This is a genomic window from Paenibacillus sacheonensis (assembly GCF_009909195.1).
Classification (GTDB): Bacteria; Bacillota; Bacilli; order Paenibacillales; family Paenibacillaceae; genus Paenibacillus_Z; species Paenibacillus_Z sacheonensis.
Genome location: NZ_JAAAMU010000012.1, coordinates 105216 through 130192 on the forward strand (window position 1 = coordinate 105216; position 24977 = coordinate 130192).

Genomic DNA, 24977 nt, shown 5'->3' on the forward strand with positions numbered 1-24977 from the left:
GACGACACAAGACCGCTTCCGATGATGATCGTCGGAAGCGGTCTTGTTGAGCTGCGGCGTCTAGCCGCGCAGGATCGATTCGATGCCTGCCAGCTCGTCTTCCGTGAACGACAAGTTGTTCAGCGCCGCGACGTTGTCTTCGATCTGGCTGACGCGGCTTGCGCCGATCAGCGCCGATGTGACGCGTCCGCCGCGCAGCACCCAGGCAAGCGCCATCTGCGCCAGCGATTGGCCGCGCTCCTGCGCGATCGCGTTCAGCTTCTGCAGCTTCGCCACGACTTCCGGCGTGACTTGGCCTTCCTGCAGCGCGCCGGTCTTGCTGGCCGCGCGGGAATCGCCCGGAATGCTGCCGCCCAAGTATTTGTTCGTCAGCAGACCCTGCGCGAGCGGGCAGAATGCGATGCTGCCAACGCCATGCTCGTCCAGCACGTCCTGCACGCCGTTCTCGATCCAGCGGTCGAACATGTTGTAGCTCGGCTGATGAATGAGCAGCGGGGTGCCCAGCTTCTTCATGATCGAGATCGCTTCCGCCGTTTGCTCCGCGCCATAGCTGGAGATGCCGACATAGAGGGCTTTGCCGGAACGAACCATATGATCCAGCGCGCCCATCGTTTCTTCGAGCGGCGTCTCCGGGTCGAAGCGGTGGGAGTAGAAGATATCGACGTAGTCCAGCTTCATCCGCTTTAAGCTTTGCTCCAGGCTGGCCATCAAATATTTACGCGAACCCCATTCGCCGTAAGGTCCCGGCCACATATAATAGCCTGCCTTGGACGAGATGATCATCTCGTCGCGGTACGGCTTGAAATCCGTCTGCATGATGCTGCCGAACATTTCTTCCGCAGATCCCGCCGGAGGACCGTAGTTGTTCGCCAGGTCGAAGTGGGTGATGCCGAGGTCGAACGCGCGGTGAAGCATGGCGCGGCCGTTCTCGTACGTGTCCACCCCGCCGAAATTATGCCAAAGTCCGAGTGAGATCGCGGGAAGCTTCAAGCCCGACTTGCCTACGCGATTATAAGTCATGGATGCATACCGTTCTGGATGGGCTGAATAGACCACGAATATCTCTCCTTCTACGATCCGTTTCGAATAGCTCAAACTTCTTACCTTACTTTATCTTCTTACCTTTATTAATCATCTTACCTTACTTTCGGATATGGCTCAAGCCTCGACGGTCTGATTCAGCGGCATCGCGAAGAATTCCGCTTGCCGGTGTTCGCCTTTCCCGCCTCCGCCGTAAACGACGATCAGCAGCGTTTCGGATTCGGACGATACCGTTCCTGCCGCCAGATAACGCTGCAGGTCAAATGGAAGACGCTCGATCACGGCGTGTTTCTGAAGCTCCTTCTCGTTCAAGCCGAGCGCGGCGAATGCCTCCGAGACGTCCGCGGGAGATTCCGCCAGCCGTTTCATCCAGCCGCTCCAATCGCTCTTCTCCATGCTGAAGTCCCACCAGACCTTGCGCGGCTTGTAATTGTGGCCCAGGAAGTAGTCCAGCTTCATGAGTCCGAGCGCGACGTCAAGCGACCATTCCGAATCCGCATGCTCGGCGCGCTTCGCATAGTCGTCCGAGAGGAAGCTCCACAACCGCGAGAACAGATCCTCGAGCTGATGGCCGATCTTCTGCCAGCCGCGTCCTTCCCAGTAATCGCCGAACAATTGGAAGAAATCGAAGGCCGACGGGAACGCCCGCTCGATCAAATAAAGCAGGGCATGGTCCATCCGGTGCGCGTTCCAATATTTTTCCAGCACGTCCTCTACCCGCTTGATCCGCACGATGTCCGAGAACGGCAGGATGTCGTTGCCGAGAATCTCGTAAGGCGCCCGATCCATATAGATATAGCCGTGCTTCTCCGCATCGATCCGCATGCCCGTGCCTCGGAGCATCTTCAGGAAGCCAAGCTGCAGCTCTTCCGGCCGAAGCGCGAACACGTCATTGAACGTATTGCGGAACGAATCGTAATTCTCGTGCGGCAGACCCGCGATCAGATCGAGATGCTGGTCGATCTTGCCGCTTTCCTTCACCTTCGTGACCGTGCGCGACAGCTTCATGAAATTCTGCCGGCGCTGCACCGCTTCGTTCGTCAGGTCGTTCGTCGACTGTACGCCGATCTCGAAGCGGAAGATGCCCGGAGGCGCATGTTCCGCCAAATAGTCCAGCACCTCGGGACGCATGATGTCCGCCGTGATTTCGAACTGGAACACGCAGCCGCGGTGGTTCTCGATGAGGAAACGGAAGATCTCGAGCGCGTAGTCGCGCTTGATGTTGAAGGTCCGGTCCACGAATTTGATCAGCTTCGCGCCGGAATCGATGAGGTACAAAATATCGGATTTCGTCCGTTCCATATCGAAATAGCGTACGCCGACCTCGATGCTCGACAAACAGAACTGACAGCTGAACGGACAGCCCCGGCTCGTCTCGAAATAGACGACGCGGCTGCAGAGACGGGATACGTCCTCGGGAAACCGGTGCGGGGAAGGAAGCGTCGCCAGATCGAGCTTCGGCCGCGGCGGATTGACGATGCATTCGATACGTCCGTCCCCGTGCGCTTTGCGATACGCGAGTCCGAATACCATATGAAGCTTACGAGAGCCGGACAGCTCCGTAAGCAGATGGTGAAACGTCTCTTCGCCTTCGCCGACGACGATGTAATCGACCTGCGGCAGCCGCTCCAGCCAATGCGCCGTATCGTAGCTTACCTCGGGGCCGCCCAGGACGATGCGCAGCTCCGGCTTGATTTTGCGGAGCATGTCGATAACGGTGATCGTCTCCTCGATGTTCCAGATATAGCAGGAGAAGCCGACGACGTCAGGTTCGTGCGCGAACAAATCCGCGACGATATTCATCGCGGGATCCTTGATCGTATATTCGGCGATATCGATATCGAAATCTTTCTCGCTGTACGCCTTCAGGCATCGCAGCGCGAGCGAGGTGTGTATATATTTGGCGTTTAAGGTCGCCAGTACGACTTTCATCTTCGTCATTCCTTCATCGTTACAATTTTGGATTAGCCTCTATTGTACCGGACTCGGACGCAAAAAAGAAGAGCGGTTCCTCCGTCCGCGCCGCGGCCATCATGCCGGCGCTCCGCCCTGGAACCACTCTTTCTTATGCGGATCTCCTACGCGTTGACGCGTACGATCGCATGATCCTTGCCCTGATAGTCGATGACCGGGAAGCGGACGCGCCACTTGCCGTCTTCGAGCGCCGTCACTTCGTCCGCCTCGAAGTCTCTTGGCTCGAAGCTGAACGTTTGCTCGTAATAGACGGTCAGTTGCAAGTTCTCGTCCGGCAGCATGCGGCGCAGCTCATAGCCGGTATTCGTCGCCCAATAGCGCAGGTCCTCGCTTGCCGCATGGCCGTAAAGCATATAGAACGAAGGATCGATCAAGGCTTGAATGACCAGCCAGCCGTCTGCATCCCGCGTTACCTTGAAGTCTTGGAACTCCGTGCCGATGCCCTGCGACGTTTGAATCTCGGCGAAATGGTCTTCCATCAACGTCTGGATCGTTTCCAGCGATGCGCCTTTCAACGTGTCGGGCAGATCGCTCGGCAGGAATTCGATCTTGGTCGGCGGGTTCTCTTCGATATCGTACAGCAGCATCATGACGTGAAGCGCGGAAATGGCGAAATTCAAATTCGCATGGGTATCGTCGATACCCGCCGCAGTAATGCCGATCAGCTGGCCGTAATCGTTGAACAGGCCGCCTCCCGAGCTGCCGTGATCGATCGGCACGCTGATCTGGATCTGGTAGGGATCGTCTTCGAGGGTCGAGATATTGCTGACGATGCCTTCCGAAGCCGTGTTTTGAATGCCGTTCGGACTGCCGATCGCGACGACATGGTCGCCTTTGTCAAGTCCGTACCCGATATCGACAGGCGCGATATTAAGCGGCGTCTTCGTCTTCAATACGGCCAGATCGTTATCTTCGTCGTAGCCGACAATGCCTGCCAGCTCGATTTGCTTGCCGTTCACCAGCGTCACGGTCGCCTCGGAAGCATCCGAGATCACGTGATAATTGGTCAGGATTTGATCCTTGCCGATGACGACGCCGCTTCCTAGCCCCATATCCGTCGTCAGCATGACGACTTTGCCATCGTTCTTCGCGACGATCTGCTTCGTCGTCAGAATCGGCAGATGATCGTCCGCGTGCTCCTGCTCCAGCGCCTCTTCCCGCTTCTTCTGAATGGCTTCGGCGGAGTCGATGCGAATGACGTGCTTCACGGAATCGAACTGCACGACGGCGCCCAATGCCTCGGCGATGAACCGCAGCGGCACCATCGTCGCGCCTTTGATTTGCCGCGGCGCTTCCGTAAGCGCGATCGCCTTGCCGTTCTTGACGGCGCGCTTCGAGCCGATTTGCAGGGAAATGGTCGTACTGCCTTTCACGGCCAAAATCGTCTTCGTCCGCGCTTCCCACGTCACGCTGGAATGCAGCGCCGCGAAGATCGTGCGCATCGGCACGAAGGTCGTTCCTTTCAACGCGACCGGCGCCGGGTTTAACGACAGCTTCACGCCGTCAACGAGTACGGATGTAGTCACAGTCTGCGTCGCAGCCGATACCGTGTTCGATGTGCCAAGCATGGCGGCCGGGGCAGCGATAAGACTTGCGGCAAGCACGGATGAGAGCAATTTCTTCTTCCAGCTGATAGTGAAATCCACGAGTATGTTTCCTCCAATAATCTCCTAATTCTGCGTTACCCCATGGTATCACTGCTATTCTTCTTTGTCTATGAAATCGGCGTGAAAGAAATTGGAAGAATTAGTGAAGAGCGCTCGTATTTACCGCGAATGAATTCGTGCCTATTGCTGCTTGAACTCCGTCGGCGTCAGCCCGGTCTCCTCCTTGAAGTTGCGCGAGAAATAATGAACGCTCGTATACCCCAGCCGCTCCGCGATCGCCTCCATCTTCTCCCCGCTCAGGAGATAGTATTTGGCCTTGCGAATTCGCTGCGAGATGAGGTATTGCTTCGGATTATCGCCCGTGCATTTTCGGAACAGCGACGAGAAATAGATGGCGTGATAGCCGCACAGCGCGGCCAGCTCGGCGACGGTCCAATTCTTCTCCGGCTCGCGGTGGATCGCCTGCAGCGCGGGCTCGATCTTGCTATGCTCCGCTGATTTCGGCCTATCGGCGAGGCGGCTGCGGACCGTCATGAGCAGCAGCTCCGTCATAAGCGAGCGCAGCAGCATCGCATAGCCCGGCTGCTCGTTCATATACTCCTTGACGATCCGCATCAGGATCGGCTCTAAACCGGGAATGGCCATGAACGGCGGCAGCTCCAGCTCCTCGCCGCCCTCGAGCGCCAGCCTGCAGCTGTTTCTTCGGCCGGCCGCCAACGCTTCCTCGGAAGCTTCCTGGATCGAGAAGGCCGGATGTACCGGCACGGGAGATGCTCGCCGGAACAGAAAATGGATGCCGATAAACACGGCTTCCTCCAGGACCGTAATGGAATGCGGGCAATCGGGGCCGTACAGCGCGCATTCGCCCGGGCCGATCGTACGGGCATCGCCGCCGATGACGATGGCCGCCCGGCCGGAGAGCAAATAGAAGAATTGATAGTCGGGATTGATTCTCGGTCCCCAGACCGTCCCCGCCGGGGACAGGGCATGGCTCGCGAAGTTGACCGTCGGCTGCAGCTCTTCCAGCGCTCCGATGAGTATTTGGCTGTCGTCACGCATCGTCAGGCAGCGCCCCTTTATCGTTATTTAATAGCTGTCCGTGCCGCAGGGAGAATATTAGAAAAGTGCAAAGCCCTGTTTTGTCTGTGTAAATACACCGCTTACATCTTAAGGTATTCTTGATTCATGGCAAAGCGGTACACTATTACGAGCGACTCCGGGAGGAATAATAACTATGTTAAGTCAAGCACAATTAACGGAATTTGAAAACAACGGTTTTCTTAAAGGCGATGTCGTCCTAAGCGACGCGGAGGTCGAAGCGCTTCGCGAAGAGCTGGATAAAGTCATGAACGGCGAGACGGTCAAGAAACCGGTGCTGAATCACAACATGCTGGGTTCGGATTCCCCTTACGATAATATGAAAATGATCGCGAGCGAACGCGTCGTCCAAATCGTCAACATTTGGATGGCCAGCGACCTGTACCTGCAGCATGCCGGGAACGCGCAAATCTGCGAGGAAGTCGCGCAGCTTACGCATACGAACTCCCTCCGCATCTGGCATGACCAAATTCAATATAAGCCCCCGGTAACGGGCGGACCTACGGCATGGCATCAGGATCACCCGCTGTGGCCGATCATTCAGCCGTCCGATCTCGTCAGCGCATGGGTGGCGCTGGATGACGCCGTGATCGAGAACGGCTGCATGTGGATGGTGCCAGGCAGCCATAAGTGGGGGAATCACCAGCGTTACCTGTCGAGCACGAAGGATTTCAAGCCGTTCCACAAGCAGCCGGAAATGCTGCCGAACAATGCCGTCGTCGAAGCGGTGCCGTTCGAAATCAAGAAAGGCCAAGTCGGCTATCACCACTGCCTCACGTGGCATGGCAGCCCGCATAACCGTTCCGATATGAAGCGCCGCGCCATCGCCGTCCACTATATGCCGGGCCATACGCGCTACGAGCCTGTCGGCGAACATGCCATGCTCTCCTACGTGAACGTGAAGCCGGGCGAATTGCTGGTCGGCGATCATTTCCCGGAGGTTTACAACAAGCAGCGCGTCCAGATCTAATCGCGGAAAGCGATCGGTTCGCTTGTACGGCCGCGACGTTGTACATGCGGCATTCGCCGGGACGCTCACCTAGAAGGCTGCCAGCAGGTCATGCATCATGACCTGCCGGCAGCCTTTCTGCGTCAGAAGCCGCTTCTTCGCGCCGCGCTTGGGGTCATCCCTGTTCCGGCAGCATGCGAGCGCCGAATGAATCCGTTTGTAAGGCTCGCCTTCTTTCGGTATAGTAAGAGAACAGATTGCATGTTTAGGAGCGTATATCATTCATGGAAAAGAAACGTCCATATAAACCGGCCGCATCCGGCAAGCCGGACGCGTCACGCGGCAAATCCGCGCCGCGCGGAGGCCCGCGCGCGCAGGCGAAGTCCTTCGGCGCCGGCAAGCCATCGCCGGTCAAACCCGCCGTAACCGCGCGCCCCCCTGCCAAATCCGCCATTCGCAGCTTCGAGGTCAAGGAAGCCGCCGAGCTGCTCGCCTTCCTGATCGCGCACGTTACCGGAGAAGGCCGCAACGCCATCAAATCCATGCTGGGCCGCGGCCAGATCGCCGTCGACGGAACGCCGGTGAAGCTGTTCAATCAGCCGCTTAAGCCGGGCCAAACCGTCACCGTATCCAAGGAACGCATCGCCGAGAAGCCTCCGCTGATCGGATTGACCATCCTGCACGAGGATGCCGACGTCATCGTCGTGCTCAAGGACGCCGGCCTGCTCTCCATCGCCTCCGACCAGGAGAGCGAGCTGACGGCTTACCGCCAATTGACGGCTCACGTACGCGCGTCCGATCCGCACAACCGCATCTTCGTCGTGCACAGGCTCGACCGCGATACGTCGGGCGTCATGATGTTTGCGAAGAGCGAGCAGGTGCAGCAGCAGCTGCAAACGACGTGGACGGACAGCGTGGAGGAACGTACCTACGTCGCGCTCGTCGAGGGAAAAGTGAAGAAGCCGGAAGGCACGATCCGTTCCTACCTGCGGGAAAGCAAGACGCTCAAAATGTACTCCTCTTCCAATCCGACGGACGCGCTGCATGCGGTGACGCACTACAAAGTGCTGCAAAGCAGTGCGAATTTCTCCTTGCTGGAGGTCGCGCTGGAGACCGGACGAAAAAATCAGATCCGCGTCCATATGGAAGATATCGGCCACCCCATCGTCGGCGACAAAAAATACGGCTCCCGTTCCAGAGCCATCGGCCGGCTGGGCCTGCATGCCCGCGTACTGGCATTCAAGCATCCGACGACCGGCGAGCATGTCCGGTTCGAGACCGACATTCCGAAGCCGTTTCTGAACCCGTTCAAGGAAGGCTTCAACGCCAAGAAATAAACCCTGCCTCGGCAGGCGACTATCGCCGAATGGGGCGCTCCATGTCCAAAGCAGATAACATGCTAGCCATCCTTTGGCTGCTCAAAGCAAACAAACGCATGACGGCCAAGCAATTGGCCGATGCGCTGGAGATGCATATTCGAACGGTATACCGCTATATCGACGCGCTTTGCGCCAGCGGGGTGCCGATCGTCGCGGATTCCGGGCATAACGGCGGATACAGCCTGCTTGCGCACTTCAAGGAATCACCGCTGTTCTTCGATCTGGAGGAACAAAAGGCGCTTGTGCAAGCCGCCGTCTTCGCGCAGGAAGCCGGCTACCCCTACGGCGAAGCGCTCAAGCAGGCCATCGCCAAGCTCAAACGGTATACGAACGAGGAGCAGCGCACAGCGATCGAGCGTCATCTGGTCGGCTTCGACGTGATCAGCGGCACGGGCCTCGACACGGGCATGGAAGCGGCGCTGCAGCAGCTGGAGCAGGCCGTCGCCGCGAGCAGGACAATGTCGATCGTCCATCATAAAGGAATCGGACTGGAAACACAGCGGCGGCAGATCGATCCTTATGGCATCGTGCATTGGAAAGGCAAATGGTACGTCGTCTCGTACTGCCATCTCCGGGCGGACATTCGCTGCTTCCGCGTGGATCGGATTCAGTCGGTGGAGGAGTCCGGAGCCGTATTTCAGCGGCCGGAGCATTTCTCGGCGCGCGATTACTTGCTCCAGTTCCTGAAGCCCTGGGCCCATGCGGACGGCGAGCAGCTGGCAACCCTGATCGTTCGCGGCCGGCCGGAGGCGCTTAACGCCCTATGCGAAATCGGGCCTTTCGGCGATTCGCTCGTCGAGCGAACGAAAGATCAGGCGCACTTTGTAATGGAAGAAAGCGCAATCGTCACCTACATCCCCTATTACCTGATCGGCTTCGGATCCAAGCTGGACGTTCTTGCTCCCCAGAGCTTGAAGGAGAGACTGATCGAGATCACCCTCGAGCTCCATGAGCATTACGCGTCAACGCGGTAATGAAACGCCTTTTCCCGCATCCAGCCGTTGGCTCTTCTGATAGGCATCGAGCTGGTCCGCGGGATTCAGAACCGAATTCCCGTGACAAACCTCCAGCCGCTTCGGACGAAGCTTCCGCACGATTTCGCTGCTCCGGACCGCTTCCGCCATGTCCGCGGTGAACATCGGCATCGGCTTCTTCAAGCGTCCCTTCTTCGAGGTAAACAAATCGCCAGCCAGCATAACGCCGTCCTGCTCATGGTAATACACGACATGGCCCGGCGAGTGGCCCGGCGTTAAGTGCACCGACAGTCCGCCGATACGCGTCGTCTCTCCATCCGCACTTCCGGCAATCGGCTGCGCCAGCCCAGGCTGGACGGACTGCTGCGCTTTCTTGCGGCCCGGATACGCCATTCTTCCCTCCATATACGGAATTTCAATCTCATGGGCCCATACGCCGGCATCGGGATATTTGGCAAGCAGCTTCGAGATCGCGCCGGTATGGTCGGAATGGCCGTGCGTGAGCACGATGCGCCGCACCGGCTTTCCTAACGTCTTCTCGGCAAATGCGATAATCCCCTTCGACATCATCGATATTCCCGCGTCCACGAGCGTAATCCCATCCTTCTCCGCGACCGCCCATACATGTATCGGAATAATGACCCATGTGCTTAAGCTCCATACATGCTCCGAGATACGTTCAACCTTCATGTTCATCCGCTCCTTTTTATAACCACTGGTTACTAACCCTTGGTTATAATTTATTCTATATCCCCCATCCTGTCAATACTCATTTTCGGAACTGTTTTGATGAGAAGCTCATGGTGTGAATAGAATATGATTAAGAGAGGAGTGGACAACACATGAACGCTTTTACTCGCCTGGCTAATTTAATTGGTCTGGCGGCCGTCATCGCCGTCAATGCGCTCGCGGAATGGCTGCCGATCGGCGGCAAGACGACGAAGGAGCTATCCGATCAGAACCCCGTCCTCGTCACGCCGGCCGGCTATGCCTTCTCCATTTGGTCGCTGATCTACCTGCTGCTCGTCGGCTTCGTTATCTATCAGCTGCTGCCAGCCGGACGGTCGCGGGCTTCGGTGAGCCGAATCGGTCCTTGGTTTATGATCAGCTGCCTGCTGAACATCGGCTGGATTCTGACCTGGCATTATGAGTACGTGACGAGCAGCGGCTTCGTGATGCTTGCCCTGTTGATCGTTCAGATCATCATCTACCTTCGGGTCAGAACCGCATCCAGCTATCCGACGGCTGGGGAACGCTGGCTGGTGCGCCTTCCGTTCAGCCTGTATCTCGGTTGGATCAGCGTCGCGACGATCGTCAATATCGCGGTCGTGCTGCACCACGAAGGCTGGAAGGGCTTCGGTCTCTCCGACGTGACGTGGACGGTGATCGTGCTGAGCTTCGCCATCGTGCTGGCGCTTGCCGTCGATTGGTCGTTCCGGGACGCCATCTATGCGCTCGTCTTCGTTTGGGCCTTCGTGGCGATCGCAGCCAAGCAGGACGGGCATTCCGAAATCGTAACGGCGGCTTATATCGGAGCTGGCGTACTGGCGGTTTCCGCATTAGCCACTTGGTTCAGCGCAATTCGGCGACAACATTCGTCAAATTGAGGAATTGTAAAGATAGGCGAGTATCCAGTGGAAAAGGCCGCGATTTTGGCGATATACGGTAAAATTTATAATATTCTGAATATTTACAAAATATCAATATGCCTGTACACTAAAGTCAGATCAAACAAGACGAATCCTTCTCCTTCGGGGGAACGCATTCGACACTGGCTGATCGGCAGTCCACTTTCTTGCAGAGAGGGGATAGTCCATTGGAAAATGTAAGCGAAGCATGTTCCAATCTAATCCGTGAAAGGAGTTCACATCGGATTTAACGCAAGCGGAGCGTGCGGGGACCCGGGATGACTCGAAAGCGGCAGTGAAAATCTGAAAATGTGGATGAAGCATTTAGAATGGAGAGCGGTAAATAATTGAATAGGTGCATCTTGAACGAATAGGGATTCCGGTTGTCTTAGACAAGCGGGATCCCTATTATCGTTGTCCGGACGCGACCTGCATGGCGCATTCCGCGTCGCTGGCCGCTGTATGCCGTGGAATCATGCTGCAATTTTGAGTAATCGGGCTTCGTTCATCCGTTATGGCGAACACGGCGTATGTCTCTTGACTCGCCTTAGTAATTAGACTATTATCTAATTAGATAAACGTTAAATTACGAAAGGCGGATCCCCATGATGCAGCTCGATAAAATCGTCAATTACCACAAAGCGCTGGCCGATCCCACCCGCGTCCGGATGCTGATTCTGCTGTCGGAGGGCGAAATGACCGGGCAAACGCTGGCCGAGAAGCTGTGCCTCTCCCCCGCTACGATCACGCATCATGCCGCCAAGCTTCGCGCCGTCAGCCTCATCCACGAGCGTCGCGACAAGAATGCGATCTATTTCTCGCTGGATCGTTATTTCCTGAAGCAATACGAGAGCTCTCTCGGGGCGATTCTAGCGAAGCCCGCAAGCACCGAATTCAAGGAGATGGAACCGATGGACGAAAAGAACGAACGAATGAAGCAGTCCGTCCTGCGCAATTTTTTTACGGCAGACGGCAAATTGAAGCATATTCCCGCGCAATTGAAAAAGAAGCGAATCGTGCTGGAGGATCTAGCGGAACGGCTGGAGGAAGGGCGGAAGTACTCGGAGAAGGAGCTGAACGAATTCATCAAGCTCGTGCATCCCGACTTTGCCACGATACGGCGGGAATTCATTATGCATGCCTATCTGTACCGGGAACAAGAAGTATACGAGCGAAATCCCCGGGAAATGTGGGAACGCTGGGAGACGCTGGCTTGACGCCCCGCCAGAACGAATAAGGCTGCAGCAACCCCATGGGTTCCTGCAGCCTTATGGTTAGGCCGGCCTTATTCGCCGGTAATGTTGTTTTCTTTCAAAATCACGTCATGCGCGCCGCCTTCGACGATACTTGTCGCGGATACGAGCGTGATCCGCGCGTTGCGCTGCAATTCCGGAATGGTGATGGAGCCGCAGTTGCACATCGTCGATTTGATCTTGTGAATCGTCTTGCTCATGTTCTCCTGCAGGCTGCCCGCGTACGGCACGTACGAATCGACGCCTTCTTCGAACATGAGTCCGGCTTTGCCGCCGGTATCGTACCGTTCCCAGTTGCGGGCGCGGTTGGAGCCTTCGCCCCAGAACTCTTTGACGAAATTGTTGCCGACCTTGAGCTTGCGCGTCGGGCTCTCGTCGAAGCGGGCAAAGTAACGGCCCATCATGACGAAATCCGCGCCCATCGCGAGCGCCAGCGTAATATGATAGTCGTGCACGATGCCGCCGTCGGAGCAGATCGGCACGTAGATGCCGGTTTGCTGATAGTACTCGTCGCGCGCCGCAGCCACTTCGATCAGCGCGGAAGCCTGCCCGCGGCCGATCCCCTTCTGTTCGCGCGTGATGCAGATGGAGCCGCCGCCGATTCCGATTTTGATGAAGTCCGCGCCTGCCTCGACAAGGTACAGGAAGCCTTCCCGGTCGACTACGTTGCCGGCGCCGATTTTGACATCGTCGAAATTCGATTTCACGTATTCGATCGTGTTCTTCTGCCATTCGGAGTAACCATCCGAGGAGTCGATGACCAGCACGTCCACGCCGGCTGCCACGAGCGCAGGCACGCGCTCCGTGTAATCCTTCGTATTGATGCCCGCTCCGACGATGTAGCTTTTGTTGGCATCGAGCAGCTCCGTCGGATTTTCTTTATGCTCGTCGTAGTCTTTGCGGAAGACCAGATATTCCAGGTTGCCTTCTTCGCTTACGACCGGCAGGCAGTTCAGCTTATGATCCCAGATGAGATCGTTCGCTTCCGACAGCGTAATGCCGGACTTGCCGAAGATCAGCTTCGAGAACGGCGTCATGAATTGACTGACGGATTTGGTCAGCGCATCGCGGCTGATCCGATAATCGCGTCCCGTAACGATGCCGAGCAGCTTGCCCTTCGGCGAGCCGTCGCTCGTGATGGCCACGGTGGAGTGACCCGTCCGTTCCTTCAGCTCCAGGACGTCCTTCAGCGTATGTTCCGGCGTCAGGTTGGAGCGGCTGACGACGAAGCCCGCTTTGTAGCTCTTCGCCTTGCGGACCATGTCCGCTTGGCTTTCCACGGCTTGCGATCCGAAGATGAAGGAGATGCCGCCGCAGCGCGCCAGGGCGACTGCCATTCGGTCATCCGATACCGCCTGCATGACGGCGGAAGAGAACGGGATGTTAAGCGAATACTTCGGCGTCTCGCCTTTCTTGAACTTCACGATCGGGGTCTTGAGCGATACGTTCGACGGGTTGCAGTCTTTGGTCGTCAGATTCGGCACCAGCAAAAACTCGCTGAAGGTGCGGGACGGTTCCATGTAATAATGAGCCAAAAAATGTCGCCTCCTGCTAGAATGGATTCCGGATAAATTTTTACAAGCATATCACAGAGCCCTGAAACAAGCAATGGAAGCTCTTATTTTGGCTAGCTGCCCGCAGCAGCGCCTGATTTCGCCGCTTGCAGCAGTTCCATCGCTTTGCCCAGCTGCGGATCTTCGGCCTGATATTTGACCATCAGCTTCGCCATGATGCGGTTGGCGGTCCGGTCGTTCATGTCGCCGGTAACCGGCAGCGATTCCTTCTGCTGGAAGGCGCGAACCGCCGCGGCCGTCGGCTCGTCGTAGATGCCCGATCCTTCGCCGGTATCGTAACCGATCGTTTGAAGCATCTTCTGCACCGTGACGACCTGATCGCCGTAATCCCCGTTCGTCAGCTTAAGGCCGACATTCAGTCTCGGCAGCAGCGCGTAATCCGGCGCGGCGACGGCGACGTTCGGCTCGATGCCCTTCTTATGAATCCACTGGCCGTCCGGCGTCCGCCACTGCGCTTCCGTCAGCTTCAGCACGGATCCGTCCTTCAATTGATTGAAGTTCTGCACGATGCCCTTGCCGAACGTCTTCTCGCCGACCACCTGCGCGCCCGCCGTATCCTTCAGCGCCGCGGTCAGTACCTCGGCAGAGCTTGCCGTATGCGCATCCACGAGAATCGCGATCGGCAGCTTCCACGGTTCCTTTTGGCTGGATTTATGCGTCAGTACCCGCTTCTCGTCCTTGTATACGACCTGTACGATCGTCTTGCCCTTCGGCACGAAACGGTTCGCGATCTCGATCGTCGGGTTAAGCAGCCCGCCGGGATTGCCGCGCAGGTCCAGCAGCAGCGCCTTCATGCCCTGCTTTTGCAGCTTCTCGATCGCAGCCGTGAACTCCTGCGACGTCTTCTCGGCGAACCGGCTGATCGTAATTTCGCCGATGCCGCCCGACTTCATCGCGGAAGAGACCGTCAGCACCGGCACGTCCCCGCGTACGACGGGAATCGTCAGCAGCCCGCTTCCTCCCTGCCGCTCGATCTGCAGCGACACCTTGGAGCCGGACTTGCCCTGAAGCTTCGTCTTCAGCTCGTCGAAGGTCAGGCCCTTCACGCTTTTGCCGTCAATGCTCGCGATCCGGTCTTCCTTCATCAGCTTCGCCTTCTCGGCAGGCGCCCCTTTAATGATGCTGTCGATGATGAAGCTGCCGTCCTCTTGCCGGATCTCCACGCCGATGCCTACGAAATGGTCCTGGTAGGACTGCATGTAGGCTTCGCCTTTGTCCTCCGACAAATAGACCGAATACGGATCCTGGAGCGATCCCACCATGCCTTCGGCCGCGCCGTCGACGAGCGCCTTGGAGGCCGCGCCGTTCAAATAATCCGCCATGATTTCATTGTACGCGTACGATAAATTGCCGAATGCCTTGTCCTTCATGATGGGATATTGGAGCTGCATGCTCAGCCTGCCGCCCGCGAAGCCTGCCGCAACGAGCACGACGACCAGGACGATGAGCGTAATCTGCCGCTGCTTTGCGGCTTTTTCACCAAAACGATTCATTTAAGGCACCTCTTCCACATTGAACCTGTTTCCTCACTCTATCGCATTCGGGGAGCCGTCGCAAGTTGAACAGGGGAGCATGCAAAAGACCCCCTCGGGGTACAGGGCGGCAGCCGTCTTGGCTGTTTGCCGTGTCCTTGAGGGGGCGCGGATTTCTTGCTGTTTGCCGTGTCCTTGAGGGGGCGCGGATTTCTTGCTGCTTGACGCAGCTCGGCGAGGCTCCGGATCGATAATCCGGCTGCCTAATGCGTGATGCGTAACCAGGGCGCATGCCGGGGAGGCGAGCTTCTTAGTTTACGCGGCTGCCTCAACCTTCCTAAGCCGGCTCATTCTCCGACGATAAATTCAGCCAGGCACGCTCATCCGCGGTCAAGCTGACCGGAAGCGCATGCACGCTGTCCTGAAGCTCCGAAGGTTTCTGCGGTCCGATGATCGCGGCGACCGGGAACGGCTGATTCAGCACGTACGCGAGCGCGATCTGATTGGCGGTCACGGCGTATCGGTCCGCGAGAACGGCTGCCCGGCGTTTGCGCTCCCAGTTCCCCTCGCTGTAATTGACGCGGACCATCTCCGCATCGTCGCGATTGTCCTGCGAGTAGCGGTCCGTGAAGAAGCCGCCGGACTGCGATGACCAAGACAAGATCGGCAGCTGGGATTCCTCGTGCCAAGCTTCGTCCTCTGCCGTCGTCGTGACGCACCCCGCCCATCGCGGCTCGTTCGGCCGGGCAAGACCCAGATTCGGGCTGCTGCAGCTGAAGCCGGTCAAGCCGTTCTTCGCCGCGTAAACGTTGGCTTCGCGAATGCGCGCAACGCTCCAGTTGGAAGCGCCGATCGCCCGGCAGCGTCCGGAAGCGAGCTGATCGTTCAGCCCTTCCAGGATATAGCCCACATGCACGTTGGGTTCGTCGCGATGGAGCAAGTACACGTCCATGTAATCGGTAGCCAGCCGTTCAAGCGATTCCACCAGGTCGCTTTGGATGCACGTTTTCGTCATGCGCGGCTCTCCATACGGATGCGCGCCTTTGCCGATGACGACGATGTCGCCGCGATTGCCGCGCGTCTCCATCCATTTGCCGATCGCCTGCGCCGAACTCGCGCCATACACGTGTCCGGTATCGATGGCGTTGCCGCCTGCAGCCGCATAAGCATCCAGCAGCTCGTTGGAGTAAGCCATATCCTCCACTCTCAGCATCATGGAACCTTGAATCAACTGCGTGATCCCCTGCGGGACGCCCGCAACCTCTATTCGTTTCATGCCAATCGCGCTCCTTCTGATCGAATAATTCGATATTGATGCTGCCTTACCATGCTCGTGATTCTCTATATGTCGGCGCTTGCAAATCCCGCATGCCAACTTGCAGGTTCAACAGGACGAGCCGCCTTCGTTCTCCTCTAGTGTAATAAAGGATTCCGCCGCGCGACATCGAAATATATTGATGCCTTAGAACGATATTGACAATTAACTACTCAACAGGAGCCAGTGCCATGTTCCGAAACCACCTCACCCTCCCGCTCCAAAGCCGCGGGCGCTTCTACTGCTTTCCCGAATCGGCGGGCCATTACCTCCCCGACCGCGGGCATGAATCCTATCGGGAAGCAGGCTCCATGCAGGAATTCAACCTGCATCTCGTCGTAGACGGCAGCGGATATCTCGAAATCGAAGGCCAGCGCAAGGAACTGACGGCCGGCGACTGCTTTCTCTATTTTCCGGGAGACAGACAAGCTTACTTCGCCCATCCCGAGCATCCTTGGGAATTCAAATGGATCCATTTCTACGGCAGCGCCGCCTTGGCGGATTTGGCGGAACGCGGCTTTCATCGCTCCGTGCCGTGGCGCCTCCGCCATTCTTCCGAGCTGGAAAGCCGGATCGACGAGCTGCTGGCCGAGATCGAACGCCATAAAATGCTGCATCCCAGCCGCATCGCCATGCTGATGTACGGCGTGCTAGCCGAATTCATCGAACAAGCCGAGCCGATGGACGGCGCCGGCACCGGAACCTCATCCGCGGTGGAACGCATGATGGCGCTGCTGCCCGAGCTTCAAGCCTCGGCTGCCGAACCGTTCGATTTGGACGCGTGGGCCGCCCGCGCCGCGACGAACCGCTATACGTTCTGCCGCTGGTTCCGCCGGGCCGTCGGACAGACGCCGCTCGCCTTCCTGACCATGTGCCGCATCCAGCGGGCGAAGGCGCTGCTCGTGGAACGCCCCGAGCTGAGCATCGGCGATATCGCCAGGCTGTCCGGCTACGACACGCCAAGCTACTTTAACAAAAGGTTTCAAGAAAGCGAAAACATGACGCCGACCGCCTATCGGCAGCAGTTCGCCGGCATGCATGCCGTGCGAACATAACGCTTGTTCCCTCCTGCTTTTTCCGCTACAATCAATGAAAATGCGTTTGCCCATAGAGAGAAGGAGCGGGAGAGAATGACCTACAAATTAATTGCCATCGATATCGACGACACCTTGCTGACCGACGATATCGTCGTGACGCCAGGAACGAAGGCGGCGCTGGCCGCGGCGATCGAACGCGGCGTATTCGTAACGCTCGCGACGGGACGCATGTTTCCGTCGGCCAAGAAAATCGCCAAGCAAATCGAGCTGAACGTGCCGATCATCACCTATCAGGGCTCGCTCGTCAAGACGCTGCTAGACGAGCAAGTGCTCTACGAACGGTACGTGCCGGAGGATGCGGCCAGGGAGCTGCTCGCCTTCTGCCAAGCGAACGATCTTCATCTGCAGCTGTATATCGACGATGTACTCTATGTCCGCGAAGACAATGAGAAAGCGCGCAACTATTCCGCTCTCTCGAACATTCCGTTCGCCGTGGAGCCCGACTTCGAGACGCTGATCGCGAAGCCGTCAACGAAGATGCTCATGATCGACGATCCTGCCCGCCTCGACGAGATGGCGGAGAAGCTTGCTCCGCTTATCGGCGACCGCGTGCACATTACCAAGTCGAAGGCGCATTACTTGGAAGTGACGCACAAGGAAGGAACGAAAGGCCACGCGATCGCCTTCATGGCGGAACATATCGGCTGCACGCTGGACGAAGTCATCGCCATCGGGGATTCCTGGAACGACCACGAGATGATCGAGGCCGCCGGACTCGGGGTCGCGATGGGCAATGCCCTGCCGAAGCTGAAGGAAATCGCGCAATTCGTGACGAAATCGAACAATGAAGAAGGCGTCAAGCACGTCATCGACAAATTCATTCTACAAACGGTCTAAAACAGTTAGAGCTGCAGCTCCGGTCCTACAAGGACGGGATGCTGCAGCTCTTTTTGTCATACGGACAGGTACGTCCATGCGGAGAGAAGCAATGAAACTACAAGCATCGCTCCCAACGACCTCAGCACGCCGCCGCCCAAGCTGCGAAGATTCACGTTTAAGCCGAGTCCCACCATCGCCATGGTGAGCAGGAACGTGGTAAGCGTCGTTATTCCGTTCATCAGCCCGGGCTGGGATTGCATGAAGCTATGACCGAATCCGCTGCTGCCGAGCAAACTCATCAGCGCAAAACCAAGCAGGAACCACGGCAGCTGCAGCGCTGCCTTCTCCGTCTCGCCGCGACCCGGTTTGCGGCGGCGGATGCCCTGCCGAACGAGTACGAGCACCAGGCATAACGGCACGAGCAGAAACACGCGTCCCAGCTTGGCGAGCAGCGCCAGCGCCAGGGCATCCTGCCCGGCCGGCGAAGCGGCCAGCGCGGCATGCGCGATTTCATGCAGGCTCGTTCCCGCCCATACGCCGTACTGTCGGTCCGTCAAGCCGAGCAGCGGGCGAAGAAGCGTGTAGGCGACGGCGAACAAGGTACCTACGAGCGCGATCAAGCCTGCGCCGACCGCCGTATCCTCATCCTTCGAGCGCAGGATCGGGGAGACGGCAGCAATCGCCGCCGCTCCGCAAATGCCCGTGCCGATGCCGAGCAGAAGCGACAGCTTGGGATCGGCCCGCAACCACTTGGCGAGCAGCAGCGTACCTCCGATCGCGAAAAGGACGACGACGGCATCGCGGGCCAGCAGTCCAAGTCCCTCGCGGTAGATATCCAGGATGTTGAGCTTCAGGCCATAGAGAATAATCGCGAAGCGCAGCAGATGCTTGCTGGCGAACTGGATGCCAGGCTGCAGCGCCATGGGGTAACCGAGAAAATGCCGATAGCCGACGGCGAGAAGAATCGCGCAGGCCATCTGGCCGACGTAGTGCAAACCAGGCAGACTGGATAGGCTCCAGCCGACAGCCGCGAATAGAAACGTAAACGCGATCCCGCCGATTCGCCGCCTGCCGAAGCGAACGAGCATCGCGGGGAAGCCAAGCGGCTTGATCGAGTAAGGGATGGACATGATGTCTGACCGCCTCCGAATCCATAATTAACGCTATTCATTAGGATGCGAGCGTTTTTCCATGTTCATTCTGATCGAACGCTCGGGTTGGTTCCCATTATACCGCTCCGCCTGCCGATAAGAGAAATCAATCCTAATGATAAATAAGATAATGAATCGTTATGACATCAGCAGTCGAAAAAGGGGTTCGTTACCGTTTTGTTACAATCATTCGGGGTCAATCCGTTTATAGTGTAACTAGACACACATTGGAGGGATAATGATGGACAACCAACGTAAACGCTCGCCTTACCGAAAACCGGCAATCGCAGCCTTATCGGCCGCTGCCTTAAGCACCGCGCTCCTGCTGAGCGTCTCCGCGCCTTACGCATTCGCTGCTTCGGCCTCCGATACAGCCCCTGCATCGGACGAGCCGATCGCTTCGCCCATCGCGGTGGCTCAACCGATCGTGGCGGCCCAACCGATCGCAGCGGCCAATCCGGCAGCGGATGCCGTGAAAATCACGTTCAAAAGCGTTCAGCAATCCACGAAACAGCTTGAAACCGATCTTCAAGTGCCCGTCATTTCCGGCATGAAGGATACCGCCTACCAAAATACGCTGAACGCCAATATCGCTGCGCGGGCCAAGGCTGCCGTCGACGCGATCACGAAGCAGGCGGCAAAGGACTATGCGGCGAACGACGGTTCGTATGAATTCCGCCCGTACGGCATCACCGTTCGCTACGAGCTCGTATCGGATGGCAGCGCGGACGCGGATGGCATTCTATCCTTCAAAGTCCTGACGTACACCTATACCGGCGGCGCTCATGGCGGGACGTACGCCCAGACGTACAATGTGCGCAACGCCGCCAAAGCTTCGTCCATCAAGCTGAAGGAGCTGTTCGGCCCGAGCTACAAGACCATCCTCGGACGCGCGGCCACCGCGGAGGTGAATGCGTTCCCGGACGATTATTTCGCTTCGAAGAACGTAGCGATTGCCGACTCGCAATCGTTCGTCATCAAGGATGGCCTTGCCTTCATTATTTTCCAAGAATACGAAATCGCGCCGTATGCCGCCGGAATGCCGGAGATCGCCGCGGCTATTCCCGGTTCGTCCGCGATCGCCCCGGCCGCCGCGGCCAAGCTGCCCATCGTCGCCGACGGTAAAACCGTCAAAGGCGCCGTCGTTTTGCCGGCTGCCGCAGGGAACCTCATGGCGCCGCTTCGTGCCGTCGCCGCGGCGCTCGGATTCGAAGTCCGCTACGATGCCAAATCGCATGAGACAATGGTTAGCAAAGGATCGTTTACGGCCAGCGTCATGCAAGGCAAGGACCGTTACGCCTACGGCGACTTCCAAGCCTTCGCCCTCGGTGCCGCGCCGTCGGTGAAAGGCGGCGTGCTCTATGTTCCGCTGAACTTCTTCTCCGCCGGCCTGAACGCGGATCTCGCCTATACGACGACAGCCATTACGCTGAACGCCGCGAAATAATCGGTCTTCGGAGCAGCGATCTTAATCGCTGTATCGCCCTATCGCCAGAAGGCGAAGGCCTCTTAAGCAAAGCTCCAAAAAACAGAAAGACCATGACCGCATCAAGCGATCATGGTCTTTCTGTTTTAGCGTGAATACTAGTTTGCTTGATTTCACGGCTAAGAGCTAGATTCCGGCCAACACTTGGTACCAGACGCCCTTGGGCGAATACAGCGTGCGCCGGACCTCGGCCCAGCCGCCCAAATAACCGATATCGAATAGCTCGGCCGGCGTGACGAAGTCGCCCTTGACCTCTTCCATGACCGTCTTATTAATAGGGCGGAAGCCGTATTTTACGAGGATGCGCTGCGCTTCCTCGGAGTGCAGGTACGCGACGAACGCCTCCGAGACCTTGCGCGTGCCGTGTTTGTCGACGTTCTTGTCGACGACCGCCGCGGGGTTCTCGATCCGGATCGTCGAATCCGGAACGACGAGCTCGTAGGGCACGCCTTGCTTGATGCGCGCCAAAATCTCGTTCTCGTACGTCACGATCACGTCGCCGAAGCCGTACTCGAACGCCGCCATGGAGGCGCGTCCGCTCTTATCCAGCGATTCCACGTTGCGGTGAACGGCCTTCAGAAAATCCTTCGCGTAGGCGGGGTCCTTCTTGCCTGTCTTCGCCTCGGATGCTTTCAAGCCCGCGCCGTACATCGCGTTAATATCCCACTGCGCGCCGCCGGACGTCTTCGGATTCGGATAGAGCACCTTGATGCCCTTGCGGGTCAAGTCATCCCAATCGCGAATGCCTTTGGGATTGCCTTCGCGCGTCCCCATCGCGACGACCGACTGCGTAATCATGCCGCCGTCTCCGAATTGCTTGCGCCAGTCGCTCGTAATGAAGCCTGCCTGCTGGATCTTATCGATGTCGCTTTCCATCGCCATAACGGCGATATCCGCCTCGAATCCGCCGGCAATCGCCCTCGCTTGCGTTCCGGACGCCTCGTACGACTCTTGGAAGTTGACGCTCTGGCCCGTCTTCGCCTTCCACTGCTTCGCAAAAGCGGGCAGCAATTCGGCGAAGGAATCCTTCGCCACGGAGTAGGCGCCGATCACGAGCGTAATGCCGCCCTTCGGCGGAGCCGTCTGCCCGGTTCCGTTATCGGCCCCCGAGTCGTTATTCCCGCATGCGGCGGTCAACAGCACCGATGCGGCAAGGAACGCCGTACCGGCTAATCGCCATCCTTTGAGTAGGGTAGGTTTCATTATGCACACAACGCTTTCTTTGGGTTAAGAAGACTAGGATGAAGAAGACGGAGATGAAGATGCAGGTACATGGCTTCGCCGCCTTGCCGAATGCTTAGATGAAGATCGGCATCGGGTCTTCCTTCTGCTTGTTTTCCATGATCCAGGTATCGTTGTCGTTGAATAAATACGCGCGGTGGATCAGCACGCTGATGGGCTCTCCCGGCGTCAGGACGTCCTTCTCCAGCGAGCGGTACGTAATCAGCTTGATGTCGCCAATTTCGACTTCTACCATCCATTCGCTGCCGCGGAAATGCAAATGCCGCACGATGCCGTCGACGGTCGCCGAAGGAATGCGGAAGTCGCTGCGCCTGCCGATCTCGATATATTCCGGACGGATCAGCGCTTTCGTGCCCGGCCAGTTGGCTGCTTCCTCGAAGCCCTTCAGCTGCTCCACGTTCTCGACGATCGTCGACTCCCCGATGAAGCTGGCGACGAACTGCGTTTGCGGGCTTTTGTAAATATCCCAAGGCGTTCCCTTCTGTTCCAGGCGCCCCTTATTGATAATCATGATTTCGTCCGCGACTTCGATCGCCTCGTCCTGGTCATGCGTGACGAAAATCGACGTAATGCCGAGCCGCTCGATCATGTCTTTGAGCCACGTGCGCAGCTCGGTGCGGATCTTGGCGTCGATGGCCGCGAACGGCTCATCCAGCAGCAGCAGCTGCGGCTGCGGCGCAAGCGCGCGGGCGAATGCGACACGCTGGCGTTGGCCGCCCGAGAGCTGATGCGGATAGCGGTGCTCGAAGCCCTTCAACCCCGTCAGCTCGATCAGCGACATGACGCGCTCGCGGATGACGGTTTTCGATTCCTTCTTTACTTTCAGCCCGAAAGCGACATTATCGTAGACCGTCATATGCTTGAACAGCGCGTAGTTCTGAAACACGAAGCCGATTCCCCGCTCCTGCGGCGGGAGATCGTTGACCCGTTTGCCATGGAAAACGATATCGCCCGACGACGGCGTCTCCAGTCCCGCCAGCATGCGGAGAATCGATGTTTTGCCGCCGCCGCTCGGCCCGAGCAGGCCGATAAGCTGGCCTTTGGCGATATCGAAATCGACGTCCCGTACGGCATGGAAGTCGCCGAATTGCTTATTTAAACCGCGCACCTCGATATGCATCGTTCAATGCACTTCCTTTCTCTTCTTGGCCCATTCCATAAGCAGCAGCAGTCCGACGGAGAAGGCCGCCAGCACCAAAGCCACGCTGCTCGCTTCCGTCACGTTGAAATTCTCGACATCCTGATAGACGAGCGTCGTCGCCGTCTGGGTCTTGTTCATAATATTGCCGGAAACGACGAGCACGGCGCCGAATTCGCCAAGCGTTCTTGCGACCGTCAAGACGACGCCGTAGATAACGCCCCAGCGGATCGACGGCCAAGTCACTTTCCAGAAGGTATACCATGAGTACGCACCGAGCGTCGATGCGGCTTCTTCCTGCTGGGCGCCGATTTCTTGCAGCACCGGCATGACTTCCCGCACCATCAGCGGGAACGTGACGAACAGGGTCGCGAGAATCATGCCCGGCAGCGCATATACGACCTTAATGCCGACATCTTCGAAGAATGCGCCGATCGCCGAATTGGGTCCCAGCACGAGCACGATCATCAAGCCCCCGATGACGGGCGATACCGCGAATGGAAGATCGACGATGCTGTTCAACAGTCCTTTGATCCGGCGCGACATCCATTCTGCCCGAACGAGGTAGATGGCCAGCATGACGCCGAACACGGTATTGAGTACGGTTACAATGACGACGAGAATGCCTGTCATCATGAGCGCATGCAGCGATTGCTCGCGCGTCAGCGACTCCGTGAACCCGCTCCAGCCGTCCCCCCATGACCCGACGAAAATTTTCGCCAGCGGCGCGACCAGCAGAACGAGGAATACAAGATACGTAAGTCCGATCAGGAGCCTTCTCATTTGCGGTGCCTCCTCGCCTGAACGAGGTTGACGGCTCCCAGGATGAGGAACGAGAGCGTCAGCAGAAGGACGGACACCGCAGCGGCGCCCTGCGTGTTATCGCTTTCGATTTCGCCGAAAATATACACCGACGCGATCAAGGTTTTACCCGGAATGTTGCCTGCCACGAGGACGACGGCGCCGAATTCCGCCAGGGCGCGGGAGAAAGCCAGCATCGCACCGCTGATGATGCCCGGCAGCATGGACGGAAAAATCACCTGCAAAAACGTTCTCGCCCTGGACGCTCCGAGCGTATAGGAAGCTTCCTCCTCGGACTTGTCCATCTCCTCCAGCAGCGGCTGCACGCCGCGAATAACGAACGGAAACGTGACGAAGACCATGGCGACGATAATCGCCGGTTCATGAAACACGATTTCGAAGCCGAGCTTCTCGGCAAGGCCGCCGACGAAGCTGTTCGGGCCCAGCAGCAATAATATCATCAAACCGCCGACCGCCGTCGGCAGCGCAAACGGCAAATCGACGAGGCTGTTCAATATTCGGCGTCCCGGAAAACGGTAACGGATGAGAACCCATCCGATCATCGTGCCCAGCAGTACGTTAATGACCGCGGAGATGACCGCGAGCTTGATCGTCAGCAGGACGGCTTCCCATGCCAGCTGATCCGTCGCGCTTTCCCAGAAGGTCGACCAGCCCTGTTGGAAGGACTGCGAGTACACGCCGACGATCGGCAAAACGATGAGCAAGATAAAATAGAGCATGATGGTGCTGCGAAAACCGAAGCTCCATAAACGGCCGCGCATGATGAAATTCAAGCTGCATTACCCCCTGACGCTTTCCTTGAGGAATCGCGGTGTGGAATCGAATATAATCCCTATTAAATCACTTGGTATTCATACTCTAGCAGACGGAAGGATGTCTAGTCAATCCTTTATTCGACAGGTTTCCCACGGAATCCATGAACGAAAAACGAACAAAAGCTCCCCGGCGGCGATCGATA

At 57.6% G+C, this 24977-nt stretch carries 21 protein-coding genes; 8 read left to right on the forward strand and 13 right to left on the reverse strand.

Annotated features, from left to right (window positions below; all coding sequences use genetic code 11):
• Positions 1 to 60 precede the first annotated feature (60 nt).
• The 4 genes from mgrA to GT003_RS21250 all read right to left on the reverse strand — a co-directional run bounded on the left by mgrA (position 61) and on the right by GT003_RS21250 (position 5681).
• Complete coding sequence (gene mgrA / locus GT003_RS21235; protein ID WP_161701573.1) at positions 61 to 1056, reverse strand: L-glyceraldehyde 3-phosphate reductase; 996 nt, start codon at positions 1054 to 1056, stop codon at positions 61 to 63.
• A gap of 102 nt (positions 1057 to 1158) precedes the next feature.
• Positions 1159 to 2973 carry a B12-binding domain-containing radical SAM protein gene (locus tag GT003_RS21240; protein ID WP_161701575.1) on the reverse strand — a complete coding sequence of 605 codons (1815 nt, stop codon included), beginning with the start codon at positions 2971 to 2973 and terminating at the stop codon, positions 1159 to 1161.
• Between the two features lie 146 nt (positions 2974 to 3119).
• Positions 3120 to 4661, reverse strand: coding sequence for a stalk domain-containing protein (locus GT003_RS21245; protein WP_161701577.1), 1542 nt, complete (start codon positions 4659 to 4661; stop codon positions 3120 to 3122).
• Between the two features lie 141 nt (positions 4662 to 4802).
• Entirely contained in the window at positions 4803 to 5681 is an 879-nt protein-coding gene (locus tag GT003_RS21250) for a helix-turn-helix domain-containing protein (RefSeq protein WP_161701579.1), read from the reverse strand.
• Between the two features lie 175 nt (positions 5682 to 5856).
• On the opposite strand from GT003_RS21250, the gene GT003_RS21255 reads away from it, so the two are divergent.
• The 3 genes from GT003_RS21255 (at position 5857) to GT003_RS21265 (ending at position 9022) form a co-directional block, all read left to right on the forward strand.
• Complete coding sequence (locus GT003_RS21255; RefSeq protein WP_161701582.1) at positions 5857 to 6690, forward strand: phytanoyl-CoA dioxygenase family protein; 834 nt, start codon at positions 5857 to 5859, stop codon at positions 6688 to 6690.
• A gap of 263 nt (positions 6691 to 6953) precedes the next feature.
• Entirely contained in the window at positions 6954 to 8006 is a 1053-nt protein-coding gene (locus GT003_RS21260; protein WP_161701584.1) for an RluA family pseudouridine synthase, read from the forward strand.
• 41 nt (positions 8007 to 8047) lie between these two features.
• Positions 8048 to 9022, forward strand: coding sequence for a helix-turn-helix transcriptional regulator (locus tag GT003_RS21265; protein WP_161701586.1), 975 nt, complete (start codon positions 8048 to 8050; stop codon positions 9020 to 9022).
• On the opposite strand, the gene GT003_RS21270 is transcribed toward GT003_RS21265, so the two are convergent.
• Positions 9011 to 9712: an MBL fold metallo-hydrolase gene (locus tag GT003_RS21270; protein WP_161701588.1), complete on the reverse strand. Its 702-nt coding sequence runs from the start codon at positions 9710 to 9712 to the stop codon at positions 9011 to 9013. The two genes, GT003_RS21265 and GT003_RS21270, sit on opposite strands and share 12 nt — an antisense overlap.
• Before the next feature lie 152 nt (positions 9713 to 9864).
• Here GT003_RS21270 and GT003_RS21275 point away from each other — a divergent pair, with 152 nt between their 5' ends.
• Entirely contained in the window at positions 9865 to 10629 is a 765-nt protein-coding gene (locus GT003_RS21275) for a tryptophan-rich sensory protein (RefSeq protein WP_161701590.1), read from the forward strand.
• Between the two features lie 629 nt (positions 10630 to 11258).
• Positions 11259 to 11867 (forward strand): DUF2087 domain-containing protein, encoded by a 609-nt coding sequence (locus GT003_RS21280; protein WP_161701761.1) that lies wholly within the window; start codon positions 11259 to 11261, stop codon positions 11865 to 11867.
• A gap of 68 nt (positions 11868 to 11935) precedes the next feature.
• On the opposite strand, the gene GT003_RS21285 is transcribed toward GT003_RS21280, so the two are convergent.
• The 3 genes from GT003_RS21285 to GT003_RS21295 all read right to left on the reverse strand — a co-directional run bounded on the left by GT003_RS21285 (position 11936) and on the right by GT003_RS21295 (position 16225).
• Complete coding sequence (locus GT003_RS21285) at positions 11936 to 13438, reverse strand: IMP dehydrogenase (RefSeq protein WP_161701592.1); 1503 nt, start codon at positions 13436 to 13438, stop codon at positions 11936 to 11938.
• 92 nt (positions 13439 to 13530) lie between these two features.
• Positions 13531 to 14970 (reverse strand): S41 family peptidase, encoded by a 1440-nt coding sequence (locus GT003_RS21290; RefSeq protein ID WP_161701594.1) that lies wholly within the window; start codon positions 14968 to 14970, stop codon positions 13531 to 13533.
• Between the two features lie 316 nt (positions 14971 to 15286).
• Positions 15287 to 16225: an aldo/keto reductase gene (locus GT003_RS21295; protein WP_161701596.1), complete on the reverse strand. Its 939-nt coding sequence runs from the start codon at positions 16223 to 16225 to the stop codon at positions 15287 to 15289.
• 230 nt (positions 16226 to 16455) lie between these two features.
• On the opposite strand from GT003_RS21295, the gene GT003_RS21300 reads away from it, so the two are divergent.
• Positions 16456 to 17319 carry a helix-turn-helix transcriptional regulator gene (locus GT003_RS21300; protein ID WP_161701598.1) on the forward strand — a complete coding sequence of 288 codons (864 nt, stop codon included), beginning with the start codon at positions 16456 to 16458 and terminating at the stop codon, positions 17317 to 17319.
• Positions 17320 to 17394: 75 nt separating this feature from the next.
• Positions 17395 to 18198: a Cof-type HAD-IIB family hydrolase gene (locus GT003_RS21305; protein WP_161701600.1), complete on the forward strand. Its 804-nt coding sequence runs from the start codon at positions 17395 to 17397 to the stop codon at positions 18196 to 18198.
• A 56-nt stretch (positions 18199 to 18254) separates the two neighbouring features.
• Here the strand turns inward: GT003_RS21305 and GT003_RS21310 are convergent, their stop codons facing one another.
• Positions 18255 to 19310 (reverse strand): YeiH family protein, encoded by a 1056-nt coding sequence (locus GT003_RS21310; RefSeq protein WP_161701602.1) that lies wholly within the window; start codon positions 19308 to 19310, stop codon positions 18255 to 18257.
• A 262-nt stretch (positions 19311 to 19572) separates the two neighbouring features.
• On the opposite strand from GT003_RS21310, the gene GT003_RS21315 reads away from it, so the two are divergent.
• On the forward strand, positions 19573 to 20778 hold the full coding sequence (locus GT003_RS21315; RefSeq protein WP_161701604.1) for a PdaC/SigV domain-containing protein: 1206 nt from the start codon (positions 19573 to 19575) through the stop codon (positions 20776 to 20778).
• Positions 20779 to 20943: 165 nt separating this feature from the next.
• On the opposite strand, the gene GT003_RS21320 is transcribed toward GT003_RS21315, so the two are convergent.
• The 4 genes from GT003_RS21320 to cysT form a co-directional block, all read right to left on the reverse strand.
• Entirely contained in the window at positions 20944 to 22020 is a 1077-nt protein-coding gene (locus tag GT003_RS21320; protein WP_161701607.1) for a sulfate ABC transporter substrate-binding protein, read from the reverse strand.
• 94 nt (positions 22021 to 22114) lie between these two features.
• Entirely contained in the window at positions 22115 to 23179 is a 1065-nt protein-coding gene (locus GT003_RS21325; protein ID WP_161701609.1) for a sulfate/molybdate ABC transporter ATP-binding protein, read from the reverse strand.
• 3 nt (positions 23180 to 23182) lie between these two features.
• Positions 23183 to 23980 carry a sulfate ABC transporter permease gene (locus GT003_RS21330; protein WP_161701611.1) on the reverse strand — a complete coding sequence of 266 codons (798 nt, stop codon included), beginning with the start codon at positions 23978 to 23980 and terminating at the stop codon, positions 23183 to 23185.
• Positions 23977 to 24780 carry a sulfate ABC transporter permease subunit CysT gene (gene cysT / locus GT003_RS21335; RefSeq protein WP_420831459.1) on the reverse strand — a complete coding sequence of 268 codons (804 nt, stop codon included), beginning with the start codon at positions 24778 to 24780 and terminating at the stop codon, positions 23977 to 23979. Before cysT ends, GT003_RS21330 begins: the two co-directional genes overlap by 4 nt.
• Positions 24781 to 24977: the final 197 nt, after the last annotated feature.

What these genes read in the sequence shown, in the direction of transcription:
- cysT (WP_420831459.1), bottom strand. Translation starts at nt 24,780, where the DNA reads ATGCGCGGCCGTTTATGGAGCTTCGGTTTTCGCAGCACCATCATGCTC.
- GT003_RS21320 (WP_161701607.1), bottom strand. Translation starts at nt 22,020, where the DNA reads ATGAAACCTACCCTACTCAAAGGATGGCGATTAGCCGGTACGGCGTTC.
- GT003_RS21325 (WP_161701609.1), bottom strand. Translation starts at nt 23,179, where the DNA reads ATGCATATCGAGGTGCGCGGTTTAAATAAGCAATTCGGCGACTTCCAT.
- GT003_RS21310 (WP_161701602.1), bottom strand. Translation starts at nt 19,310, where the DNA reads ATGTCCATCCCTTACTCGATCAAGCCGCTTGGCTTCCCCGCGATGCTC.
- GT003_RS21255 (WP_161701582.1), top strand. Translation starts at nt 5,857, where the DNA reads ATGTTAAGTCAAGCACAATTAACGGAATTTGAAAACAACGGTTTTCTT.
- GT003_RS21290 (WP_161701594.1), bottom strand. Translation starts at nt 14,970, where the DNA reads ATGAATCGTTTTGGTGAAAAAGCCGCAAAGCAGCGGCAGATTACGCTC.
- GT003_RS21315 (WP_161701604.1), top strand. Translation starts at nt 19,573, where the DNA reads ATGGACAACCAACGTAAACGCTCGCCTTACCGAAAACCGGCAATCGCA.
- GT003_RS21330 (WP_161701611.1), bottom strand. Translation starts at nt 23,980, where the DNA reads ATGAGAAGGCTCCTGATCGGACTTACGTATCTTGTATTCCTCGTTCTG.
- GT003_RS21305 (WP_161701600.1), top strand. Translation starts at nt 17,395, where the DNA reads ATGACCTACAAATTAATTGCCATCGATATCGACGACACCTTGCTGACC.
- GT003_RS21275 (WP_161701590.1), top strand. Translation starts at nt 9,865, where the DNA reads ATGAACGCTTTTACTCGCCTGGCTAATTTAATTGGTCTGGCGGCCGTC.
- GT003_RS21295 (WP_161701596.1), bottom strand. Translation starts at nt 16,225, where the DNA reads ATGAAACGAATAGAGGTTGCGGGCGTCCCGCAGGGGATCACGCAGTTG.
- GT003_RS21260 (WP_161701584.1), top strand. Translation starts at nt 6,954, where the DNA reads ATGGAAAAGAAACGTCCATATAAACCGGCCGCATCCGGCAAGCCGGAC.
- GT003_RS21250 (WP_161701579.1), bottom strand. Translation starts at nt 5,681, where the DNA reads ATGCGTGACGACAGCCAAATACTCATCGGAGCGCTGGAAGAGCTGCAG.
- GT003_RS21240 (WP_161701575.1), bottom strand. Translation starts at nt 2,973, where the DNA reads ATGAAAGTCGTACTGGCGACCTTAAACGCCAAATATATACACACCTCG.
- GT003_RS21265 (WP_161701586.1), top strand. Translation starts at nt 8,048, where the DNA reads ATGTCCAAAGCAGATAACATGCTAGCCATCCTTTGGCTGCTCAAAGCA.
- GT003_RS21300 (WP_161701598.1), top strand. Translation starts at nt 16,456, where the DNA reads ATGTTCCGAAACCACCTCACCCTCCCGCTCCAAAGCCGCGGGCGCTTC.
- GT003_RS21270 (WP_161701588.1), bottom strand. Translation starts at nt 9,712, where the DNA reads ATGAAGGTTGAACGTATCTCGGAGCATGTATGGAGCTTAAGCACATGG.
- GT003_RS21280 (WP_161701761.1), top strand. Translation starts at nt 11,259, where the DNA reads ATGCAGCTCGATAAAATCGTCAATTACCACAAAGCGCTGGCCGATCCC.